The organism is Kordia jejudonensis, from assembly GCF_001005315.1.
Lineage (GTDB): Bacteria > Bacteroidota > Bacteroidia > Flavobacteriales > Flavobacteriaceae > Kordia > Kordia jejudonensis.
Genome location: NZ_LBMG01000006.1, coordinates 59095 through 76275 on the forward strand (window position 1 = coordinate 59095; position 17181 = coordinate 76275).

A 17181-nucleotide genomic window follows, 5' to 3' on the forward strand; every position below is an offset into this window, starting at 1 on the left:
AAAATATTCACTAAGTTTATAGCATGCAAGCATTTCGTCATTTCTTACTATTCTTTTTTCTGCTTGGCGCGAAAGGTTTTGCACAGCATCAGGCTTCACATACAGTTGAAATATCGGAAGCAGTTTCTTCTGAAAATTATCAATCGATGACAAGTAATGGTGTTTGGAGTTGGTTTTCCGATCCGCGAGCTGTGTATTATGAAGGAAAATACAAACGTACCTACGCAGGTTGGATAGACAATTATGGCGACGTTCATATTGGTTTTTACGATCATGATACCAAAAAAGTTGCGTCAACCGTCATCTATGACAATTTAGAAATTGACGATCACGATAATCCTTCCATTCTGTTTGATGATGATGGAAGATTGCTCGTATTTTTCAACACACATTTACAAGACGATCGTCCGTTGTTTATGCGAACATCCACAAATCCAGAAGATATTCGTGATTGGTCTCCAATTAAAGAATTGTATTTGAATGATACTGAGAAATATAGGAATTCAACGATAAATAGACATACATACACAAATCCTGTACGCTTGTCCAAAGAAAACGGAAAACTCTATATTTTTTGGCGCGGAATTGATTTAAAACCTTCGTATTCAGTTTCTACAGATAATGGAAAAACTTGGTCAAAAGGTACAATTCTATTTATTCCTGATGAAACAGAAACATTGAAATCGCCATATACGAAAGTGTATTCTGATGGAAATTCTAAAATACATTTTACATTCACAGACGGACATCCAACCAAAGAAAAAAAGAACGGTTTGTATTATATGTATTATGAAAATGGCGCCTTTTACAAAGCAAATGGAACTAAAATTAAAACCATTTCACAATTACCGATTTTGCAAGAAGAATTGGATGTTATTTTTGAATCTGACACGGTAAAATCATGGAATTGGGATATTGCCGAAGATGCAAATGGCAGTCCGATCGTAACGTATGTAAAATTTCCCAAGAAAGATCAGCATGTATATTCGTATGCAACATTTGCTACAAACGAATGGAAAAGTTATGATTTGACAGAAGTGAACGGTTGGTTTCCAGAAACACGTCCTAATATTGCTGAACCCGAACCGCATTACGCAGGTGGAATTGTCATAGATCATGAAAATCCAAATACGGTGTATCTTTCTGTAAAACGCAATGGAATCTTTGAAATAGAGCAGTGGACAAGTCAAAACAAAGGGAAATCATGGAACGTGAAGGAAATTACTAAAAATTCTACAAAAAATAATGTGCGACCTGTTGCCGTTCGTGGAGCTCAACAAGGAAATCCGTTGCAAGTTTTATGGCTTCAAAATACAAAGTATATCTATTATGCGCATGATACACGTGGAAAAACAATTTCATTGCCGTTTAAAAATCGTTATCATACGGCTGTGAAGATGAATTTGCAGAAATCCGCTTTACGAATTGCAGTTACCAAGCAAAATTTGGAAAAACTATTACGAAATGTAGCAGAACGTCTGCTGGAAAATCCAGATCATTCTTTAGACGTGAATGGTTTTCGTTACGGAATTGCTTGCGCAGGATTGGAAGCATTTTATAAAGTTTGTAAGGAAGCTCGTTACAAAAATGAATTGTTAAACATAAAACAATATCAAACGGAAGAAGATGAAGATGAAGATGAAGAAAACTTCTATACTCTTGATATAGTTTGGTCATATTCATCAAAAAACAACCGAGAATATCTTCAAAAAATAGAAAAGGTAACTTCTAAAGAATTAAGTGAGTTTCGAGTAGATTTACAATGTGCTTCCATGATATATTTGCTTCGAAATTTTGAAGAAAACATTCTTGATAGTAAGCGGTTAAAAAACGAATTTAGTAAAATCAGTACTACAATCTTAGCAGAATTAAACGCTGAAGCATTCCATAAGCGATTTACAACAGGAAAAGTATTATTAATTTACAGTTTGGCAGCAGGAATAAATGATGGTTTACTTGATAAAAAACATACGGAAATTGTTGTAAGCGCATGGAAAGATATTCAAAAAGAAATACTTCCAGAAAGCACGATTATTAATTTAAACACAGAAACCAAAGCAGCAATTTTACTAGCTGGAAAAGAAATTTATCAAATTTTGAATGCTAAACACTGAATTTAAAATCATTTTGGCATTTTTATTGCTTTATTTAGCGTAGCATAACTTACACAATACATGACAACACAAAAGAAAGACAAAAAATTTTTAAAACTATTTCTAGGAATCATCTTTGATTTAATTGGATGCATTTCATACATACTTCCAGGTTTTGCTGAGGTTTCAGATGTTATTTGGGCACCGCTTTCCGCGTGGCTTATGACCCGATTGTACAAAGGAAATTCTGGTAAAATCGGAGCCGTAATTACATTTGTTGAAGAAGCTTTACCGTTTACGGATGCCATACCGACATTTACACTCATGTGGTTGTATACATATGTAATTCAAAAGGAGAAAAACGATGATGACGATGGAATTGTAATTGACGCTACAGAGGTAAAATAAAAACTCATGAGTTTTAAACTAAAAAAATCCTTTAGTACATAGCTAAAGGATTTTTTTATATAGTATTGTATGTGTAATCAATTACTGTATTGTTACATTCGTAAAGGTAGCCGATACGTCTGTTTCTCCGCCAGCATCTGCCAATCCTGTGTTTGGTTTTGTTGGTTCATGACGAAGTGTTACTGTAAAAGAACCTGTACTTGCAGCACCAGTAGTTAATTGAAATGTAGTTCCTAAAATATTACCAGCTGAGTCTAAATTGAAGTTAGATGTTGTCAAATCTAAATTTCCTCCTACAGTGTAAAAAAGTTGGTGTTCTAAATCTTCTTCTGTAACTTCAGTTGTAATATTTTCAGCAGGCGTTTCTGTTTCGTTTAATAAAACAACGCTTCCCAAATATGTAGTTGAAGCTGCTAAGTTTCCAGATATTGTAAAAACAGGATCATTTGGACCATCGCCATCTAAATCACGAGAAACTAGAGTAATTGTATTTCCTCCATTAGTTAGTGAAACCGTAACTGTAGTAATTACTTCTTCTTCATTTACTGGTGCAGGTGCATCATCGTCACTAGAACATGCTGTAAAAAGTAAGCTTGTAATGGCTAAAATTGTTAAAATTGAGAATTTGAATGTTTTCATCTTTGAATTTTTTTAATATGTTATTTTTAAATTAATTGAAAAGTTTCTACCCAAATCATCTGCATAATAACGCAAACGGTTTAAGTAATTTCGATAGTTGGTATCGAAAAGGTTTGTAACAGCTACACCAACATGTAACATAGAATTTTTTCCTAAGTTAAAATCTGCATTTGTACGCAAGTGTAGTAAATGGTACGCGTCTGGTGGCGTACTAACATCTACCAACTCTAGTGTGTTTGTTTCTGGAATAAAAGCTTCAAAATTGTTGTCAGGGAATTCATTTTGTCTAAATGTATATTCGCTCTGTAACTCAATACGAAGATTTTTTAATTCCGAATTTTGATACACCAAGCTATTTGTTGTATTTACCGGTGGCATATCAATTAATGGTAAATCGAGTGTTTCATCATATCCTTTTACCAATGAAAATTGATGTGAAAAATTCAAATTTTTCGTGAAGGTTACCGACGCGTCAATGTCAAGTCCCATAAGAGTTGCATTGGTTTGTCTGTATTCCCATACTTGGAAATTTCCACGAATAGTTTGTTGAATTTCTGTTGGTTCAATAATCATAAAATCATTAATAAAACTGATATATGGATTCACTGAAAAACCAAAGGTTGTTCCTTGTTTCTGTAAGGTAATCGACACTTTGTGTGCAATTTCTGAGTTAAAACTCAAGTCTCCTAATTCGATACGAGAAGCTGAATGATGCAATCCTTCACTAAATAATTCTGATGGATTCGGAGCCCGAGATGCCACAGAATAATTCGTAAATAGCGTATAGTTGTCATTAAATGTATAGCGTGTACCTAACGTTGCAGATACGTTTGAATAGTCCAATTTCGGATTCGTCAATAATTGATTACCAAACTCTTCCACTACGATCTCAGGAAATAATACATCGTAGTTTCTATCTTCCCAGAAAGAACTTCTATAAAACTTTTGGGCGTCTATATAAAAATAATCAAATCGACCTCCAACTTCGACCAAAAAGTTGTCCGTTATTGAAAAATCGGCAACACCGTAAATTCCTAAATTAAACCGTTCATAATCCGGAATTAATCTTCGTACACCTGTATTTGGATTGGCAACATTTTTTTGATATTGCCCCATAATTCCAGTATTCAGGTTAAAAAGTTCGGTATTGTCTGTATCTAAGTCCAAACGAATTGTTTGTGAGTTTAATGCTAAATCTAATGATGCTCTATCGTCATCATCACTACTTCTACGAACATCGAATTCGAGACGTTCGTTTCGTTGAAAATCATATTGAAGTGTTACTTTACCAATATTCTTAAAGTTTTTAAAGCCACGTATTTTAAATAAATGGTGTGTGACATCCTGTTTTGGAGCGTCAATGTCATACGTAAAATCTCTAATGATTAATGGAGTACCACTGTTAATAGCGCGCACTTGATCGCTTGCACCACCAATGTGTGATGCACGCAAAATGCCGATTTCATTTTTAAAGTAAGAATAATAAGCTTCTAGTCCGTGATCATAATGATTGATTCCAATTCTGGCAGAAATACTACGTTCAAAGATTCCTGTATTGCTTAATACATAATCTGGCGCTTCATAATCGCCAAAACGTTTCATACTTCCTTGAATAGAACCATACCAACCATTTGCATAGCTTTTGGTAAGGGTAGAAGTCAAATTTCCACCACGACCATTGGTCGCAGCAGTTACATGCGTTTTTCCATAAATAGTATCTTTTACAGGAATTTTGGCAGCTTCTGTAACGATGATTCCACCAACTGCATCTCCACTGTATTTTAAGGCGCCAGCACCTTTGATCAGTGTTATGTTTCCGATAGTGTTGACATCGATGCTTGGAGCGTGTTCAGCTCCCCATTCCTGATCTTCCATTCGGACACCATTATTCATTACAACCACACGACTACTGTGTACACCATTTATTATTGGCTTTACAACAGCATTTCCTGTGTTTAATGAAGAAACACCACTCATCGTATTTAGAATGTCTCCTAAAGAGCTACTACTAAAGCGATCTAACTGTTTTTCCGTTATTTTTTGTTCAAAAATCGTCTTGGTTTTATTGCCATAGATTTCTGCACTTAACGTGATAGCATTCAGTTCTTCTAAATGATGTTCGAGTTTAAAATTTCGTTTTACATTATCTGAAATTCGAACTTTGAACGCTTGTGTTTCACAGTTTGGATGTGATATTTGAATCGTAAATGTTCCTTTGCAAAGGTTTGAAAATGAGTAGTTTCCTTCTAAATCAGACGTCGCTACTTTTTCAAATCCAGCAATGATTAATGTTGCACCTGGAAGTACAGAATTATCATGTAAATCAATTATTTTACCAGATAGTGTATAGTTGCATTCATTGTTTTGAGCAATCATACCACTACATAGCAGAAACATAAATATATATGTACGCATGTATATTCTTAAAATTAAAAATAAAAAAATCTTACTTTAATTAAGAAAATATCGGTGGTGCACGTAATTTTTTGCTCGTAAGCGGTGAGTGATAACACAAAGGTGTAACAACACCTAAAGTAGTTTTCGAAATAATTGGAGGTACGTCTAATGCAGGGTAACTTGTGAATTCATAAGTAAAACTTGAAAAATGAAAACTACACAAGTCACAGTGTAAATTGACTTCATGAATGTGTGCTGCCTGTTCATGACATAACGTATACTCGTGTTCCTCTTCAAGTTGATGAGAAAACTGTATACAAGAAGGAAGCGCCAATGTTATGAGCAACAGTGCGGCTAAACTTATTTCTTTAATCTTGGTTACAGTATTCATGATTTGGTCAATGCATAAGTAGATGTTATGTTACTTATGTTGCAAACAAATTTAGTAAATGCTTATTTGTAAAAAAAATAACTTTCACATTATTTAACATACTATTTTAAAAGAAGTGAATCTGTAGCGGATTTTTATTTGATAATGCGCATGCGTCTGAGCATTTTCTTTTCAAATTCCCAGAAAAATTTAAACTGTCCTAAGAGTGTGCCAAAGATGAGCAATAGCACTTGATAGAGTGGAAGGATAATGATGATTCTAACAATCCAATATATGAATCCTCCTATAAAACCATCTGAAAATAGCGCTCTTGTAAAACCAATTGCTTCTAAAATAGGTTTTGCAATTCGTAACGAACTTGATCCTGTTAAGGCAAATACAATAAAAATTGCAATCATTTCCCAGCGGTATCTGGTAACCCATTTGTTTTCAAGCTTTTTAAAACACCAAAGAAAAAAGCGCAACATGAGGTAATAAAAAATAACAATCAATAGTACAACCAAGACATAATAGAGCCATTCGTACTCTTGTCTGTCAATAAAACTGCGGATAATTTTTTTTGAAAAAAGGTATGCTGTGTATAATAATCCTAGAATTCCTAAAATGGGAAAGGTTAGTTGCCAGTTGTTTTGAATATCCCATCTTTGTTTGAATGCTTTCATGTGTACATTTTACTTTCGCAAATATACACAACTTCTACATTATAAACGAGCAGGAAATACGCCTAACTTTTGTTTGTATTGTCGTTGAAAATAGATGAAATAATAATACAATAAATAATTTACTTCATAGCCATAATCAACACTTGGGCGGAAATCAATTTGCTGTTGATACAAATTTGCATCATAGCGACTTGGATCAATGACACGTAAGTTCCACTCGGTTACAAACAAAATATTACGCGTGCGCAAAAATTGTTTTGAATAATATTGTCGCGGTTGTGCATTACCAACTAGCCAAGCATTAAATCCAGGTTCGAAGATGATGATCTCATAACCATCGTCATCTGCGATACGAATACTGTCAGAAGCCTGCGTAACGTCGTCTGTTTTTTTCGTGATTGCTTTTTCTGGTGTAGCGCAAGAAAAGACGACAAGTCCTGCACAAGCAATTAATAATAATACTTTCTTCATAAAAAATTCAGTTTGTATAAAGGTACGATTTTTTTAAGAGCGACTTTATACAAACAAGCGAACAACACTTATGAATACGCAAGGCACACGTTTGAATGATTGTGATTTTTGAGAGCAGTAAGAAGATGCACTAAAACTTTATGAAGACCGCGTTTTTTTAAACCATAATAAACCAACGAATAGGAGCAAGCATCCAAAAGCAATTAAGTAGTAAATTGTATACTTATTTTGTGATTTGAAAGTAATGCTATCATTGTTCCCAATATGTGTCCAAGCTGCCCAATAAAAAGGTAGGCGAGAAGCGGGACTGCTGATTTCATCATTTTCTAAATATTCCAATTGTGCTTGTTGTAAGGCAACACTTTTTGAGAATCCTTGTTGTAGATTTTTATAATATAAAGTCATAATATGAGCCGAAGAAGCATCAGGAATACTCCATAAAGTCGCTGTAACACTTGGAATGTTTGAAAAATTAAAGGCACGCGCCAAACTCTGCAAACCTTCTCCTTTTTGGTATTTTCCAAAACCAGTATTGCATGCGCTAAGCGTAATCATATCTGCATTGAAGTTATGATTGTATATTTCGTCTAAACGTAATAAATGACTATTTGTATTGTTTGTTTTGGTGAAAATTAACGCAGATACATTTGGATTTTTAGTATTCAGCAAGGCATGTGTTGCCAAATGAATGCTTTTAGAATTGGTCGCATGTGTGATAAAATTCTTTTTTGTTGCGGCAGTATTTATCCAAGCTGTTCCTTGCATGAGCGCAGCGAGTTGTGTAGCTTCCTCATCAGCGAATGCAAGTTTTGAAAATATACCATTTCGCAGACTTTCCGTTTGGGTACTATTTTGAAGACTATCTTGTAGATAGGTTTGTAAATGCTGAATGGTTTCTTGATCCAATTCTAAACCAAAAGCAGTAAAGTTATTTGTTTGTATTTTAGTTTTGGGTTCTTGCAAGAGCATTTTACAAAAATAATGATAGCTGACAGCGTATTTTTTAAGAATGGAATGTTCGATGTTTGTCCACGAATCAGTTTGTTGTGTGATTAACGTCTGAAATGGAATTGCATGCAAAATACCATCAGGAATAATAATCAGTTGCTGAATATTCGTATTATTTTGATGATGTTGTATGGGTTTTTCCAAAATGGTTTTATAAATGTCAAAAGCTGTGGCAAGGAATTGCTTTTCAGCAACATTGTACTGTGATTGGATAAACGAAATATCGCTTAACGCTTCTCTGTATTGTGCAATTGATTCTTGAAACTGTTCAGGCAATTGAATTTCATCCACAAAAAAGTATTGTTTTGAAATTGAAAAGATATACAAGGTTTCAGCGCCTAAAAAGTACTTAATACATATGGTGTTGGCATCAATCTGATGTTGAATATCCGCAACGGAAACACCTTCTAAATCGTTTCTAATTTTGTCGAACTTTGGATAGTTTTTGGAGATTATAGCTTTTAGATATTCGAAATCTTCTTTTGCTTTCATCCACAATTCACGTGTGGAATCGATTTCAATTGAATCTTCTATTTTTCTGCTAAGAACCGCAATGTTTTTTAGGCTTTCTTGCCATAACGCAATAGTATCTTTTGGAATGTTTGCTACTTTTAATGCTTCTTGTTCATTTAATAATTCACGCAGTACAAAAGCATTGGCGCGTTGTGAAATTTTGAAAGCTTCTTGTTGATAGTTCGTTTCTTGTGTATGTGCATACAAAGCTAAATTTACTTTGATCAATTTTTCGTAAAATTCATTGCTATACGCGCCTAAATTTAGCTTAGTAGCAGCTTCTGTAAAATTCAATCGTTTTGTTTCGCTTGCATCTACTGCAAATTCATAATTTTCTACCGCTTTTGTGAGCCAGTTTCTATTGTTCGTTGTTTCGTATTTGGCAATGTAACAATCTCCTTTATTTCTAAAAATATCGAGTAACCAAATTTCTAGTGTCCACCAATCTTTTGGAGGATTTTTGCTAGGATCAACCTCTTTAAAACTCTGAATAAAAGTTTGCAGTGCTTTTTGATAGTTTTCTAAAGCTTTGTCATACTGTTTTGTAATTTTATAGGTATCTCCAATAAGAATATACAACTGCCCAATGTCTCTGGAATTCTTCAGCGATGCTACCAATGGGATACTTTTCAGAAATTCCGCTAATGCTTTTTCGGGTTGTTGTAACTTTATATAAATGTTGCCAAGTGAAATAGTAGCTTCGTTAAAGTTTCGACGACATAAATATTGATTTTTAGAAGCATCATTTTTGCAATTTTCTGTCAAGCGAATTGCTTTTTTTACAACAACTAGCGCTTCGTTATACTGTTCCGATACGTATAAAATATTGGCTTCAATAAGTTCAAATGTACCATCTTTATCGTCTTTGATAGCTTGTGCTTTTTTAAATGTTTGTAACGCTTTTTCATAATTACCATCATAAAAATAAGCATCGCCAAGCGCTTTTGTATTCTTCCAAATTGCGAGTGTGTTTTTAGCCGATTTCGCATAGGTAATGGCAATTTTAGAATAGTGCTGCGCTTTTTCATATTTACCTTGTTGTGTGTAAATCAAGCTTATATTTCCAAGAATCCGATCGAGTAGTTCTAAATTTTTGGTTGTTTTAAAACAAGCTACACTCTTTTCATAATATGTCAATGCATCAGCAATAGCACCTACAGCATCGTAGCAATATCCTAGCAGCGCAAACATTTTTCCCTGTGTCAAAACTTCTGTTTCTGGAAGCTGCAAAAGTCCTTTTTGAATCAGCTCAATGCTTGTTTCATGATCTTCTGCATAGAATCCATTAAGTAGAATGGCATAATAAGCTTTATACCATGCATCCCATTTTTGTATTTTCTGAAAAAGGGAAGCTGCTTCTAATGCCGTTTGGTTGGCAGCTTTATAATTTTTTACTTGTGAAAGACTTTCCGCTTTGCGTAGCAATTCTTTGCCTAAAATAGTATCATTTGCTATGGTTTGTGATACCGTTATTTGAATAGAAAAAACAATCACACAAACGGCGATTGTTTTTTTTGTAAGAAATAATAATTGTTTAATACTCAATTTTTAATAACTTTTCGTGTGTATTGTCCTTCATTATTTTTTAAAGTTATGAAATACAAACCGCTTGAAACATCTTTTAAGTCAATTATTTTTGTAAAAATTAAGGAGTTTTGTGTTGGAATTGTATAGGACTTGATCACTTTTCCAGAAAAATCGAGTAACGAAATGCTGAGTTCAGTAGTTTTTTGTGTGTTAAAATTCACTTTGATATTCAATTGATTTTTCACAGGATTTGGAAAGACTGAAAATTCCAAAGGTTTTATATTATTTACGGGTATTTCCATGTTACTTTTATTGGCATCTGCATTACAAAGATCATAATCTGTACAATCTTCATAAGCACAAACTTCAGAAATATCTGTTATAAATTCAGGCTGTGTATCAAATATAATACTTGCTTCATTTGAAATACAACCTTTTAGATTTTCTTTCGTACAGATTTTAAATGAAAAATATGTGAAAGCTTCATCATACGAATATACTTTTGGACTAGTTTGATTGGTTCCAGGCAAATTAATGTTTAAAAACTCAAAATCTAAAACGTCATCTTCTTCAAACCAACTGGGTTGTACTTCATAATCTACCAAACTAATTTTATTAGGATCCAAATCGCTAGGAAGATGATCTTTCACAAACACATCTTTTGCAAAATATTCTCCATCATTAAAAAAACCGATAGTGTAAATTAATTCTTGATGATCAGATAGTGATGATTTTACACATTGCTTATTTGCAATTTTGAAATTTGGATCATGCGGATATTTTCGCGAAAGAAAACTATGTGGACTGTTTATTCCTCTACTTGCGCAATCTGTTTTTAATTGTACATCAAGATGTATTGTTTGTCCTACAGGCACAAGTGTTTCTGCTGGTACGTATACATATCTTACTTCATTAGGCAGTAAGTTGAAAAAATTCCACGTTATTTTATGTGTATGCGTACTTGAAGGCAACGGAATACTTTGATTGCTTACCCAATTATTGTAAATTTTAGTGTTAGATTGATTTACAGAAATCTCATTGTTGTTGTAATGAAATTCAAGACAACCACCTGGATAGGTTGCAGCACTCGTATTTCTAAACGCGATGATATAAAAATTTTCATAATGTTGAGCAGTTGCCCAACTCGTCATTAAATCAACCTCACCAGTCATACTGATGGTTGGGTTTGTGAGGGTTCCAGTGTTTGTGCCAACAGGACTAATATTAGCTACTTTTTTGGGTGGTAAATTAGGATCGTACGCACGTACAAAATAGGATTCTGATATGTATCCAGATTGATTTGGCGGAAATATATGCGTTGGCATACTTTGCGAACTAAAAGTGCCGTCGCCAAACAAAGTAAACACAAAGGTGTTATCACCTGCATTATTGATATCGTACGCTACGAGACCACTAGCTTCTTGACTGATGTTAATTGTAGGACTGTACTGCGCATGAGTTGTAAAAATGAAACATATCCACAGTAAAAAGACGTATGTAAGGTATTTAGTAGTTTTCATTGCTTTTATTGTTTTATAGTATAGAAATATAGGGGATATTGTACTTTAAATATAAGTAAAAACTTAAAATAATATCACACAGCACACGTGTTACCATGTGATATTATACTGGTTAGCACTTAATTTTTGATGAGTTTTTTAACTTCCGTCGTATTTCCAACTGTAATCTTTAAAAAGTAAATTCCAGCAGTATAGTTAGTAATATCTAAATGATATGATCTGTTCAATGGAATAGTTTCTTTGGTAAAAATTGACTTTCCAGCAATATTGGTAATTGTAATTTCATAAGCTTTTTCGTTTACAGCAGTCTTAAAATTCGGTTGAATACTGTAATTTCCATTAGATGGATTTGGATAAATTACAAAATTAGAAGGCTTTTCAGAAGTACCATTCAGTTGATCGGAAGCCTTTTTTTCTGTTCGAGCCCATTCATCACAAACTACTTTATAAATCACAGTACAACTGCAACCTGTTTCCGAAATAAAAGTTACCGAATATTCTCCGCCAGGCACATAATCAACCACTTGAGATGATTGTGTTGACGATTCTCCAACACCATTTATAATATAGGAATAATAGCCATCTGTTCCACCACAAGCTTCCATAACAATTCTACCTTCTTCTTCAGGACAAACTTCTTTAATGATCACTTCATCCTCTTTGGTTACATTTACACATAAAAATAATTCACAGCATTCATAAATTACTTTTAATACAGTATTTTCTTGAAAATAAATAGGTGCCGTAGGTAGATAAGATACCTGACTCACTAAATCTTCGATACCTACAATATCTCCTTCACATGTGTCTGGAAAACTGATAGTATTTGGGTCAAATGGTTCGCCACAAGCAAGATCAACACACGAGGTATGTACTTCTTTTTTTGTAATATTGAATTTTCTTTTTATGATGTGTTTAATTCCGCAAGCATCCCAATATTCAAAAGTTACCGTATACGTTCTACCTGCCTGAAACCCATTCCAAAGGCTTCTAAAATCAATAAGGTTTACGTTTCCAGAAATTCCCAATGTAGCATGTTTCAGAACATTTCCACCATTAGTTACATCGTGAATCAACCATCGGTAAGACATCAAACCACTAGGAACGGCTATTGGTAGAATTGGGTCATCTTCACAATATTCATCTTTCATGGTAAAAATTGGAGTAACATTCGCTAACGAAATCACAACGTCATCAATATTCATTTCCGCTTGACTTACACCATTGCTTGGGTTTGCCATATACGGAAAAATCCATAAGCGACTATAATTATTGTCGGGTGTAAATTGTACATTAATGTTTGTCCATGTATTTAGATACGCTCCCATGGTATTCTGAAAAATAGGATCTCCAGAAGGATTTGGCGTTACAGGACCTGCATTATTTGTAGCGATAAGATTTACAATTGCATTATTGGCTACATTAGGATCGCCAGAATTACGATCGTCCGTTCTGATTCTGAAACAAATGTTGTAGGTAACACCTCGTTGGAAGTTCATTGGTGCAGAAATAGCTTCGCCGCCGCCGCCGTATGACCACATCCAAGCATTTGAATTGGACGGAAAATTACTGATACTTGCCGTTCCGCCTTCGTTTGCCCAACCAGGTACACAATTGTTACTAAACGCATTGTTTCCTCCGCAGGTAGCGGCGTTAAAGTTTCCATTGGTAATTAAGTTGTTATTCGGATCGCAGCAGATTTCTTGAGCGTTCGCAACACCAAATGATGCTAAAAAAATAATACTTAAGAATAGTTTTTTAATTTTTTTCATGGTTTAAAAATTTATTGGTTATTGACTTCTATTTGTTGTATAACCTTTTCAAAGCGCAAACGTGACATTATTTTTTAGTCACATTTTTCATAAATTATGTTTATAAGAGTAAAGCAGCATTTTTTTCTGTAATTTTGTAGTACAATTATGAAGTATAAGCCTACTCTAAATACTACAGATGCTACGCGTACCAACGTACAGCAAAATTTTGGATTGAATGAAGCATCATTTAATGAAATGCTTCAAAACATGAAGACAGGAAATGAAGAACTGTTTGAAAAGATATTTTTAGCACAGTTTGAAGAGACCATTTCATACATCATGAATCGTTACAAAGTCTCTCGATCGATGGCATATGATGCAACAATGGATGCTTTGCTAAAGTTTAGAAAACGTTTGTTAGAAGGAAAAATTACGTATTACAACATGCGGTTTTTGTTTACGCAAATGGCAGGACAGTTTTTAACAAATACGTTGAAGAAAAATAATAAATCGGTTGCCATTACAGAAAACGAAGATGTAGGCGAAATTGAAGAAACAATAGATGCCAACATTCTAGATTATTTAGATATCGCTTGGAAACAATTGGGCGATCAGTGTGGCAAGTTGTTGGAAAATTTTTATTATAAGAAAATCGCCTTAAAAGAATTGGCAAAAAAACTCGGCAAATCGGATGCAGCATTGCGAAAACAAAAACAACGATGTTTAGAAACATTGCGATCCTATTTTCTAAAACAATACAAAGGATAACCATGATTATCGCAGGCATGTGATATAAAGAAAGTATATGGATTATAAAAAATATACCGAAAAAGGAACACTCTCAACAGATGAATTAGAAGCAATTAGTGAAGAATTGATTCAAGCAAAGTTTGATAGAGAGAAACGGGAAGCATTAACAGCTCGGCTAAAAAATGAGTTTGGAGTTACGCGAGAAACGACTCCTAAAAAGAAAAACGTTCTCTTTTCAAAATTAGCAATTGCAGCAATTTTAGTTGGTTTTATAGGAATTGTAACGTACAGTGTTATTTTGTACACAACACCAAGCTATGATTCGGTTGTCAAAGCGTCAATTGAAAATTTGATTACGATAGACAATCAAGCTGTTGTAACGCGTGGAGATGAATCGGTTCATAAAGAGACATTAGCTGCAATAAACGCTTATAAGAATCAGCAATATGATGAAAGTATAATTATTTGGAAAAAAATAATTTCCGCAGAAAAGGTAGAAGGCGCTTCGTATTATAATTTGGCAATCTGTTATTTGCAAAAAACACCTCCAGAACCTAGTGTCGCAATCAACTTTTTAGTGAAAGCTAGGAACGCAAAAACTGTTCAAGAAGAAGCAAATTGGGCATTGGCTTTAGCGTATATACAAGCAAATCGAAAAGCGGAAGCAAAAGAAATTTTAGAAGAAATCATTCGCGCCAAAGCGTACAAATATAAAAGGGCAGAAGTACTATTGACAAAGTTGCAAAAATAAAGCGAACCGAAGTTCGCTTTATACGCATCAACTAAAATCCTACCCTACAGGACTGTCTACAGACGCATTTGCCGCTGCATCACTATGAACTGGTTCATATGGATTATATACACTTGGAGCTGCATCCAATGGAGGAAATTTTATTTCTTCACACAGTATTCCTTCTTTTGTTACGATACAAAGAGCTGGACAGTTGGAAATTTGAAGTCCAGAATTTGATACTTCTCCGCCTTTCAATTCATTTGCAAAGTTTGCAATAGATTTTTTGTTTAATGATAAACTGTTTACATTTCTTTTTTTCATAGTATAAAATTTTATGCCTAGAAGTCACTATGACTCCTTTCTATTGCTATAACTTTTTGAGATGTAAAACGTGACATTATTTTTTAATAAAAATTATGACATAAAAAAAAGCATCAACTTTCGTCAATGCTTTTCTATGTGTATTTGTAGTATTTTTTTATTTTCCTCCGAAAAGTCCGCCTAACAATCCACCAAGACCACCGCCGCTGTTTCCTGAGTTGTTATTGTTATCGTTTCCTTTAAAAATCATTCCTGCGATATCGTCAATAACGCTTCCGTCATTATCTGCATCTAAAATCGATTCAATAAAACTTTGTTGTTGTGGTGCTTGTGATGATCCGCCACCACCTAACAATCCGCCAAGTAAATCGCCGATTCCGTTAGAACTCTGTACATTTTGCTGACGTTTTTGCTTTCCTAAAACACCCATTAATATTGGAGCAGCCACTTTTAAGATTTCTCCAATAGAAGAACTGTCAACACCAGATTGTCTACTAATAGCATTTTCAACATTAGACCTACGATCTCCTAAAACATGACGTAAAATTCCGTCTCCATCTTGTTTTACTTCCTGATTTACGCCGCCGCCAAATAAGCTGCCTAAATTATCTAAAATACTACCATCGTGTTTATTTTCTAAAGCTTTGTTTAAGCCTTCTGCACCTTCATTTGTGCTTGCATTTCTTTTCATTGCTCCCATAAGTACAGGTAATGCCATACTTAATACTGAAGCCGTTTTGTTTTGATCTTGTCCCACTTCATTACTCACTCCGCCAATGATTTGTTTTCCTAAATCACTGTTTAATAAATCTAAAATTCCAGACATTTTATAAATGATGTTTATTGTTAATATGTTTACAAGATAGCAATATTCTGTAAGATTTTAAATATGACTATTTGTTTTTTAAGGGAACTGTATTAAATGCAGAAATATCGGTTGAATGGATTTTTTATTCGACTAGAAACACAAAAAACACTCATTTGAGTGCTTTTTGATGGTATGATATGTAGATACTATTACTTCTCAGTTTTGAGAATTGCTGCGATTTGTGACGCCAATTCCAACCCAATTCTATCTTGTGCTTCGTTTGTTGCCGCGCCAATATGTGGTGTTAATGATACATTCGGATTCATTAATACTTTGATTGCTGGCGTTGGTTCGTTTTCAAATACATCTAATCCTGCAAAGGCTAGTTTGTTATTGTCCAATGCGTCAATTAAGGCAACTTCGTCAATAATGCCACCACGCGATGCATTTACAATTCCAGCACCAGTTTTCATGAGTTCAAATTCTTTTTTCCCAATAATGTAGTCTTTTTGTGCAGGAACATGTAATGTGATAAAATCTGAATGTTGCAAAACGTCTTCCATAGGTTCTGTGTCAATTTCTACATTGATAAACTGTCCGTTGTAAAAATCAACCTTTACAGTAGCTTTGCTAATAAATTTATCAGCAGCAATAACCTTCATGCCTAGTCCTAATGCAATTTTAGCAACTTCACGACCAATACGTCCAAAACCGATAATTCCGAGTGTTTTACCACGTAATTCAGTTCCTTTTGCGTAGGCTTTTTTCAAATCTTTAAAACGAGAATCGCCTTCTAAAGGCATATTTCTATTCGCATCATGTAAGAAACGAACGCCGTTGAATAAGTGACCAAAAACCAATTCGGCTACAGAACTTGAAGAAGCCGCTGGTGTATTGATGACATGAATTTCTTTTGAACGTGCATATTCCACATCTATATTGTCCATTCCGACACCACCACGACCGATGATTTTTAAGCTTTTGCAGGCATCAATGATATCTTTGCGAACTTTTGTAGCACTTCTGACTAACAACACATTTACTTCGTTTTTATTGATGTAATTGATGAGTTGTTCTTGGGCAACTTTTGTCGTAATCACTTCGAATCCATCTTTTTCTAAAGCGTCAATTCCACTTTGAGAGATTCCGTCGTTTGCTAATATTTTCATGATTTAATTTAAATATT

15 protein-coding genes are annotated in these 17181 nt (G+C 34.1%); 4 read left to right on the forward strand and 11 right to left on the reverse strand.

Going from position 1 to position 17181, the window contains the following annotated elements:
- The first annotated feature begins 23 nt into the window (after nucleotides 1-23).
- Together AA089_RS04675 and AA089_RS04680 are read left to right on the forward strand one after the other, a co-directional pair.
- Nucleotides 24-2114 (forward strand): BNR-4 repeat-containing protein, encoded by a 2091-nt coding sequence (locus AA089_RS04675; protein WP_046755765.1) that lies wholly within the window; start codon nucleotides 24-26, stop codon nucleotides 2112-2114.
- A gap of 60 nt (nucleotides 2115-2174) precedes the next feature.
- The gene (locus tag AA089_RS04680) at nucleotides 2175-2501 is read left to right on the forward strand and encodes a hypothetical protein (protein WP_046755766.1); all 327 of its coding nucleotides are present in this window, start codon (nucleotides 2175-2177) and stop codon (nucleotides 2499-2501) included.
- An 81-nt stretch (nucleotides 2502-2582) separates the two neighbouring features.
- Here the strand turns inward: AA089_RS04680 and AA089_RS04685 are convergent, their stop codons facing one another.
- From AA089_RS04685 to AA089_RS04720, 8 genes are all read right to left on the reverse strand, one after another.
- The gene (locus AA089_RS04685; protein WP_046755767.1) at nucleotides 2583-3140 is read right to left on the reverse strand and encodes a hypothetical protein; all 558 of its coding nucleotides are present in this window, start codon (nucleotides 3138-3140) and stop codon (nucleotides 2583-2585) included.
- A gap of 12 nt (nucleotides 3141-3152) precedes the next feature.
- A complete protein-coding gene (locus AA089_RS04690) occupies nucleotides 3153-5555 on the reverse strand; it encodes a TonB-dependent receptor (RefSeq protein WP_046755768.1) in 2403 nt (800 codons plus the stop codon).
- Nucleotides 5556-5595: 40 nt separating this feature from the next.
- On the reverse strand, nucleotides 5596-5928 hold the full coding sequence (locus tag AA089_RS04695) for a hypothetical protein (protein WP_046755769.1): 333 nt from the start codon (nucleotides 5926-5928) through the stop codon (nucleotides 5596-5598).
- Nucleotides 5929-6062: 134 nt separating this feature from the next.
- Complete coding sequence (locus AA089_RS04700; protein ID WP_046755770.1) at nucleotides 6063-6590, reverse strand: DUF6787 family protein; 528 nt, start codon at nucleotides 6588-6590, stop codon at nucleotides 6063-6065.
- 39 nt (nucleotides 6591-6629) lie between these two features.
- Complete coding sequence (locus AA089_RS04705; protein ID WP_046755771.1) at nucleotides 6630-7061, reverse strand: DUF6146 family protein; 432 nt, start codon at nucleotides 7059-7061, stop codon at nucleotides 6630-6632.
- A 138-nt stretch (nucleotides 7062-7199) separates the two neighbouring features.
- On the reverse strand, nucleotides 7200-10076 hold the full coding sequence (locus tag AA089_RS04710) for a CHAT domain-containing protein (protein ID WP_156168902.1): 2877 nt from the start codon (nucleotides 10074-10076) through the stop codon (nucleotides 7200-7202).
- A gap of 47 nt (nucleotides 10077-10123) precedes the next feature.
- Nucleotides 10124-11629 (reverse strand): T9SS type A sorting domain-containing protein, encoded by a 1506-nt coding sequence (locus AA089_RS04715; protein ID WP_046755773.1) that lies wholly within the window; start codon nucleotides 11627-11629, stop codon nucleotides 10124-10126.
- 119 nt (nucleotides 11630-11748) lie between these two features.
- Entirely contained in the window at nucleotides 11749-13401 is a 1653-nt protein-coding gene (locus AA089_RS04720; protein WP_046755774.1) for a T9SS type A sorting domain-containing protein, read from the reverse strand.
- A gap of 147 nt (nucleotides 13402-13548) precedes the next feature.
- On the opposite strand from AA089_RS04720, the gene AA089_RS04725 reads away from it, so the two are divergent.
- Both AA089_RS04725 and AA089_RS04730 read left to right on the forward strand, forming a co-directional pair.
- Nucleotides 13549-14151 carry an RNA polymerase sigma factor gene (locus AA089_RS04725; protein ID WP_046755775.1) on the forward strand — a complete coding sequence of 201 codons (603 nt, stop codon included), beginning with the start codon at nucleotides 13549-13551 and terminating at the stop codon, nucleotides 14149-14151.
- 37 nt (nucleotides 14152-14188) lie between these two features.
- On the forward strand, nucleotides 14189-14884 hold the full coding sequence (locus tag AA089_RS04730) for a hypothetical protein (RefSeq protein ID WP_046755776.1): 696 nt from the start codon (nucleotides 14189-14191) through the stop codon (nucleotides 14882-14884).
- A gap of 39 nt (nucleotides 14885-14923) precedes the next feature.
- Here the strand turns inward: AA089_RS04730 and AA089_RS04735 are convergent, their stop codons facing one another.
- The 3 genes from AA089_RS04735 to AA089_RS04745 all read right to left on the reverse strand — a co-directional run bounded on the left by AA089_RS04735 (nucleotide 14924) and on the right by AA089_RS04745 (nucleotide 17164).
- Entirely contained in the window at nucleotides 14924-15187 is a 264-nt protein-coding gene (locus AA089_RS04735) for a hypothetical protein (protein WP_046755777.1), read from the reverse strand.
- A 157-nt stretch (nucleotides 15188-15344) separates the two neighbouring features.
- Entirely contained in the window at nucleotides 15345-16013 is a 669-nt protein-coding gene (locus AA089_RS04740; RefSeq protein ID WP_046755778.1) for a DUF937 domain-containing protein, read from the reverse strand.
- A 191-nt stretch (nucleotides 16014-16204) separates the two neighbouring features.
- A complete protein-coding gene (locus AA089_RS04745; protein ID WP_046755779.1) occupies nucleotides 16205-17164 on the reverse strand; it encodes a D-2-hydroxyacid dehydrogenase in 960 nt (319 codons plus the stop codon).
- Nucleotides 17165-17181: the final 17 nt, after the last annotated feature.